Here is a 6,253-nt window from a genome sequence, read left to right as displayed (position 1 = left end):
CTCGCGGCCCTCGGCGTCCGCCAGGTGCGCCTGGTGGTGCGCGAACCGGCCCGGGCGGCGGAAACCCTCGACGCGGCCAAGCGCGCCGCGCTCGACGTCGACGTCCTCCGCTGGTCCGACACGGACTTCGCTTCGCTGGCGTCGTCGGCGGTCCTGGTGAACACGGTCCCGCCGCCCGCGGTGGTCCCGCACGTGGCGGAGCTGGCGGGGATCGCGCACGTCCTCGACGTCATCTACCACCCGTGGCCGACCCCGCTGGCCGAAGCGGTGGCGGCGCGGGGCGGCCGCCTCGCGACGGGCCTGGACATGCTGCTGCACCAGGCGTTCGGCCAGGCCGAGCACTTCACCGGCCGGCCGGCCCCGCGCGCGGCGATGCGGGACGCGCTGCGCGAAGCCACCGGAAATCTGCTGCCGCTGCCGATCTGCTGACGCTATTCTGGCGGACTGCCCAAAAGAAGGGGGTCTGCACGGGATGAGCAGTCAAGAGACGAAGAGCGAGGCCGAGGTCGCCGCCGCGTGGGTCGGCGAGCCACCGAAGCTCAACTCCACCGTCACGCTGGTGGACTACGACCCGGCGTGGCCGGCACTGTTCGAGCGCGAGGCCGCGCGGATCCGGGGGCGTGCTGGGGGAGCGGGTCCTGGTGCTGGAGCACGTCGGCTCGACGTCGGTGCCCGGCCTGTGCGCGAAGCCGATCGTCGACATCCTGCTGGAAGTCCCGGATTCCGGCGACGAGGACGCCTACGTCCCCGCGCTGGAGGCGGCGGGGTACCGGCTGGTGATCCGGGAGCCGGACTGGGAGAAGCACCGGTGCTTCAAGGGCCCGGACACGAACATCAACCTCCACGTGTACTCGCCGGGCAACGGCCAGACACCGCGCTACCGGCTCTTCCGCGACCGGTTGCGCGCGCACCCGTCCGAGCTGGCGCTGTACGCGGCGAAGAAGCGGGAGCTCGCGGCGAGGGAGTGGGAGTACATCCAGCACTACGCGGACGCGAAAACCGAGGTGGTGGAGGAAATCCTCGGCCGCGCCCGGGCCGAGCAGTACGACGCGTTCAGCGAGTCCTACGCGTCGCACGCGGAGAAGTCGGTGACGAATGCGCTGTACGACCGCCCGGCGATCGTCTCACTGGCCGGTGACGTCTCGGGCCGGCGCGTCCTGGACGTCGGGTGCGCTGCCGGGCACCTGAGCGGGTTGCTGGCCGCGCGGGGTGCGGACGTCCTGGGCGTGGACGCGAGCGAGGGCATGGTTTCCGTCGCCCGGCGGAAGTTCGGCGACGTCGCGCGGTTCGAGGTCGCGGACGTGACCCGGCCGCTCGCGCTCGAGTCCGGTTCCTTCGACGTGATCACGGCTTCGCTGGTGCTGCACTACGTGAAGGATTGGGCGCCGATGCTGGCGGAGTTCCGGCGGGTGCTGAAACCCGGTGGGGCGCTGGTGTTTTCGGTGCACCACCCGGGCGAGGACTGGCGCTGGTTCGACCGGGAGAACTACTTCGAGCTGGAGCTGCTGGAGGACGAGTTCCCAGCGGGTCAGGTGGTGCGCTTCTACCGGCGCCCGTTGAGCTGGACGTTCAACGCGGTGCGGGAAGCCGGGTTCGCGGTGGACCGGCTCGAGGAGCCGATGCCGGTTCCGGAGGCCGGCGAAGCGGACCCGAAGTGGGCGGCGAACCTCCGGACGAAACCGCGGTTCCTGTACTTCCGCGCGGTCAGTCCCGCTTAGCCAGGTCCTGGATCAGCTCCACGATCTCCCGGCTTACCGGCCGGAAGATCCGCAGCCGCGACAGCGCCGCCACCCGGGCCAGCAGCGGGACGCTCCGCTCCACCAGCATCCGGCTGCGCTTGGTTCCCGCCGAGCGGTCGTGGACCCAGAACAGCACCACGCCCATCTGGTACAGCCACAGCAGCTCCGGCAGCTGGCCCCGCAGCTCCGGGTCCAGCTTGACGTCGGAGCCGTCGACGACCTCGCGCATCAGGCCGATCGACGCCTCGCGGGCGGCCGACGAGTCGTCGCTGAAGGGGCTCAGCGGCGACTCGGGGTCGGCCGCGTTGACGAAGAACTGGGTGCCGAAGCGGTGGTAGGGCGCGGCGACGTCGAGCCAGCACAGCAGCACCGCGCGCAGGCGGGCCGCGAAGGCCGGTTCGGCGTCCAGCAGGGGGCGGGCCTTCGCCAGGTGCTGCCGCGCGATCTCGTCGTAGAAGCCCTGGATCAGCTGTTCCTTCGACGAGAAGTAGTAGTACGCGTTGCCCACCGAGACGCCGGCTTCGGCGGCGATCGCGCGCATCGTCGTGCGGTCGTAGCCGTTCTCGGTGAACAGCCGCATCGCGGTCGTGACGATCAGGGACCGCGTTTCCTCGCTCTTGGCCACGGGATGCACGTTAGCGCCGGTCCGGTCAGTGCTGCGGGAAGGGCGGCATCCCCGGGTAGGGGACGGGCGCCGGGGCGGGCAGCGGCTTCGGGGCCAGGTGGCGGCGGCGGATGCCGTTGAAGACCAGCACGTTCACCAGGTGCATGACGCCGAGGATGAGCGCCACCACGCCGACCTTCACCGAGAGCAGCTCGAACACCTCGCGGGCGCTGAGCACGGTCGCCCGGCTGGTCAGGAACAGCGTCACGAACCCGAGGCTGATCAGGTAGAAGCCGACGACCAGCAGCTGGTTGACGGCGGTGGCGAGGCCCGGGCTGTCGGCGAAGACCTCGGCGAGGAAGGTGCGGCCGTGCTTGCTCAGCGTCCGGGCCACGAGCACCGTCAGCGGGATGCTGATCAGCAGGTAGAGCGCATACGCGAGGACGACGGGGTCCATGGTTCCTCCAAGTTTTGAACGTGTTCAAGGAGACCGTAGCGCGCTTTTTGAACACGTTCAAGAGGGTAGGGTCACCCCCGTGAAACGCATCGCCGCCGGGCTGTCGATCGCCGCCCTCGCCGCGCTCTTCGTCCCCGCCACCGCCGACGCCGGATTCGGCACCAACGTCCGCTTCGCCACCTTCAACGCTTCGCTGAACCGCGCCGCCGCCGGGCAGCTCGTGACCGACCTCTCCACGCCGGGCAACGCCCAGGCCCAGGAGGTCGCCGAGGTCGTCCAGCGCAACCGCGCCGACGTCCAGCTGATCAACGAGTTCGACTACGTGCCCGGCAACGCCGCCGCCGACCTGTTCCGGAAGAACTACCTGGCCGTCGGCCAGCACGGCGCGCAGCCGATCGACTACCCGTACGCCTACACCGCGCCGGTCAACACGGGCGTGCCGACCGGGTTCGACCTCGACCGCAGCGGCACCGTCGGCGGCGGCAACGACGCACAGGGCTTCGGCGCCTTCGAAGGCCAGTACGGGCTGCTCGTGCTGTCGAAGTACCCGATCGACCTCGCGCACGTCCGGACGTTCCAGCACTTCCTCTGGAAGGACATGCCGGGCGCGCTGCTGCCGGACGACCCGGCCACGCCGGCGCCGCACGACTGGTACAGCCCCGCCGTGCTGGACGTGCTGCGGCTGTCGTCGAAGTCGCACTGGGACCTGCCGCTGAAGATCGGCCGGTCCACCGTGCACTTCCTGGTCTCGCACCCGACGCCGCCGAGCTTCGACGGCCCGGAGGACCGCAACGGGACCCGCAACAACGACGAGATCCGCTTCTGGGCCGACTACGTGACGCCGGGCAAGGGCGGCTACCTCTACGACGACCGCGGCCACCGCGGCGGCCTGGGCGCGTCCGAACGCTTCGTCGTGGCGGGCGACAACAACTCCGACCCCCTCGACGGCGACAGTGTCCCCGGCGCGATCGACCAGCTCCTGAACGCGCGCCGGGTGATCGAGACGCACCCGGGCAGCCAGGGCGCGGTGCTGGCCGCGCAGGCACAGGGCGGGGCCAACGCGACGCAGAAGAGCGACCCGTTCTACGACACCGGCGACTTCAACGACGTCGCACCGGGCAACCTCCGGACCGACTACGTGCTGCCGTCGAAGGGCCTGCTGCCGTGGCACGCCGAGGTGTTCTGGCCGGTGCCGTCCGACCCGCTGGCGCGGCTGAACGACGCCTCCGACCACCACTTGGTCCGCGTGGATGTCTTCGTGCCACTACGGTGAGATCATGCGCATCGCCATCCTCGACGACTACCAGAACGTCGCGCTGACGTTCGGCGACTGGGACTCGCTGAAGGCCGGCATCACGGTCTTCACCGAGCCCCTCGTCGACGTCGTCGCGCAGCTGCAGGGCTTCGAGGTGATCGTCGCGATGCGCGAGCGGACCCGGTTCCCGGCCGAGGTGCTCGACCGGCTGCCCGACCTGAAGCTGCTGGTCAGCACCGGCCCGCGCAACGCCGCCATCGACGTCCCGGCCGCGAAGCGCAACGGCGTCGTCGTGTCGAAGACCGGGTACCTCGGGGAGCCGACCGCCGAGCACACGTGGGCGCTGATCCTCGCCGCGGCGCGGAACCTGCCGCGGGAGTTCCGGTCCATGCGGGAGGGTGGCTGGCAGACGAGCGTCGGCACCATGCTGCACGGCAAGACGCTCGGCCTGCTCGGCCTCGGCAGGCTCGGCGCGGGCGCGGCGAAGATCGGGCAGGCCTTCGGGATGGAGACCATCGCCTGGAGCCAGAACCTGACTCCCGAGAAGGCGGCCCCGCACGGCGTCACGGCGGTGTCCAAGGAGGAGCTGTTCGCGCGCTCGGACGTGCTGTCGATCCACCTGGTGCTCAGCGGGCGCACCCGCGGCCTGGTCGGCGCGCCGGAACTCGCCGCGATGAAGCCGAGCGCGATGCTGGTGAACACCTCACGCGGGCCGATCGTCGACGAGGCCGCGCTGGTGGACGCGTTGCGCCGCAACGAGATCCGGGTCGCGGCGCTGGACGTCTACGACGTCGAGCCGTTCCCGGCCGACCATCCACTGAGGACGCTCGACAACGCGGTCCTGACGCCGCACCTCGGCTTCGTCGCGCGCGAGACGTACGAGATCTTCTACGGCGACGCGGTCGAGGACATCGCGGCCTACCAGGCGGGGGAACCGATCCGGCTGATGGAGTAGGCGTGCGGCCCGCCGGGGCCCGAGGTCCCCGCACCGGCCCGGCGGCGGGCCCGCACGAGAACCATGACACCACCCGCGGCGCGCGCCCGGCAGGGTCCAAAGACCCTGCTCCCGTCCGCCGTTGGGCTGAACGACGAGCCCCGGCTGGTCGTGAGTGAGAAACAGGGCCGGCACCCGGTTTCCCGCTCACGGGAACGGGACCGCGTCCGGCGCGCACGTCGTCCCGGCGGCCGGCGCGCTCAGCTCGGCCAGGTACTGCACGACCGCCGCCGACGCACACGCGCTCGGGGCGTCGAGTGACGTGTGTCCGTAGCCCTCGACGACGAGCACCCGGCCGTCGCCCAGTTCCGCCGCCGTCGCCTCCGCGTTGTGCAGCGGGGTCGCCGGGTCGAAGCGGTTGTTCAGCACCAGCACCGGGTTCTTCCGCGGCCGGTTCCACGGCCCGGTGTAGCGATCGGCGTCGTGCGCGGGCCAGCCGACGCACTGGGCCATCGAAAACACCGAGCCCAGCCCGAAGTACGGCTGCCGCGCGCTCTCCTGGGCCGCCAGCGCGGTGTAGTCCGCGACCGACGCCGGGTTGTCGCTGTCGACGCACTGCACGGCCAGGAACCCGGGGGAGTGCGTCGGCACGTACGGGTCGAGCACCGGCGCCGCGGGACCGGCGTCCCCCGGCATCGCGGAAAGGGTCTGCGCCAGCCGCTTCCACCGGCCGGACTGGTACAGCGCGCTGTCGACCGCGTGCATCAGCGAGCCGACGCCGGTGGTGCGCGACGCCCGCGCGAACACCCCGGCGAACTTCGCCTTCAGGTCCCCGCCGGAGAACGCGCACCGGGGACCGGCCGCCGCGCACGCGGCGAAGAACTGGTCCAGCTCCCGCTGCTGCGCCCCGGCGACGTCGGCGCGGACGTCCACCGGCTGCTTCTCCTGACCGGGCTTCCCGGTCGCGTTCGCGACCAGGTCGAGCGTGCCGTCGAGGGTCATCGCGCGGACCTTGTCCGGAAACAGGTTCGCGTACGTGCCGCCCAGGTACGTGCCGTAGGAGTAGCCGTAGAAGTTCAGCGCGGGGTCCCCGACGGCCTGGCGCAGCAGCTCCAGGTCGCGCGCCACGTTCGCGGTCGACAAATGGCTCAGCAGGGCACCGGAGGCGGCGCAGGCCCGGCCGGTCGCCGCGCTCGCCGCGAAGAACGCCTCCGGCTGCCGCAGCGGCGACCCGGCGGGCGGCAGGTGGTCGGCACCGGGACAG

5 protein-coding genes and 2 pseudogenes are annotated in these 6,253 nt (G+C 71.4%); 4 read left to right on the top strand and 3 right to left on the bottom strand.

Annotated features, from left to right (window positions below):
* Together G3I65_RS21355 and G3I65_RS21350 are read left to right on the top strand one after the other, a co-directional pair.
* Positions 1-429, top strand: a pseudogene (locus tag G3I65_RS21355) (shikimate dehydrogenase); the annotation flags it as partial.
* Positions 430-472: 43 nt separating this feature from the next.
* Positions 473-1,718 (top strand): annotated as a pseudogene (locus G3I65_RS21350) (GrpB family protein).
* On the opposite strand, the gene G3I65_RS21345 reads toward G3I65_RS21350, so the two are convergent.
* A complete protein-coding gene (locus G3I65_RS21345; RefSeq protein ID WP_160697680.1) occupies positions 1,705-2,364 on the bottom strand; it encodes a TetR family transcriptional regulator in 660 nt (219 codons plus the stop codon). The pseudogene G3I65_RS21350 and the gene G3I65_RS21345 overlap by 14 nt on opposite strands.
* Positions 2,365-2,389: 25 nt before the next feature.
* A complete protein-coding gene (locus tag G3I65_RS21340) occupies positions 2,390-2,800 on the bottom strand; it encodes a hypothetical protein (RefSeq protein WP_160697679.1) in 411 nt (136 codons plus the stop codon).
* A gap of 79 nt (positions 2,801-2,879) precedes the next feature.
* Between G3I65_RS21340 and G3I65_RS21335 the strand changes: the two genes are divergently transcribed.
* Both G3I65_RS21335 and G3I65_RS21330 read left to right on the top strand, forming a co-directional pair.
* Positions 2,880-4,073, top strand: coding sequence for an endonuclease/exonuclease/phosphatase family protein (locus tag G3I65_RS21335; protein WP_160697678.1), 1,194 nt, complete (start codon positions 2,880-2,882; stop codon positions 4,071-4,073).
* A 4-nt stretch (positions 4,074-4,077) separates the two neighbouring features.
* Entirely contained in the window at positions 4,078-5,010 is a 933-nt protein-coding gene (locus G3I65_RS21330; RefSeq protein WP_160697677.1) for a D-2-hydroxyacid dehydrogenase family protein, read from the top strand.
* A gap of 186 nt (positions 5,011-5,196) precedes the next feature.
* Here the strand turns inward: G3I65_RS21330 and G3I65_RS21325 are convergent.
* The coding region (locus tag G3I65_RS21325) for an alpha/beta hydrolase (protein WP_160697676.1) at positions 5,197-6,253 on the bottom strand (1,057 nt) is incomplete at its 5' end.

The sequence above is a fragment of the Amycolatopsis sp. SID8362 genome, from assembly GCF_010550475.1.
GTDB lineage: Bacteria > Actinomycetota > Actinomycetes > Mycobacteriales > Pseudonocardiaceae > Amycolatopsis > Amycolatopsis eburnea.
The sequence above is the reverse complement of the archived record's forward strand: the minus strand, read 5'-3'. Positions and strand labels throughout refer to the sequence as shown.

Bases quoted from the DNA above. Each gene is read 5' to 3' on its own strand.
- G3I65_RS21340 (WP_160697679.1), bottom strand. From the start codon at position 2,800: ATGGACCCCGTCGTCCTCGCGTATGCGCTCTACCTGCTGATCAGCATC.
- G3I65_RS21330 (WP_160697677.1), top strand. From the start codon at position 4,078: ATGCGCATCGCCATCCTCGACGACTACCAGAACGTCGCGCTGACGTTC.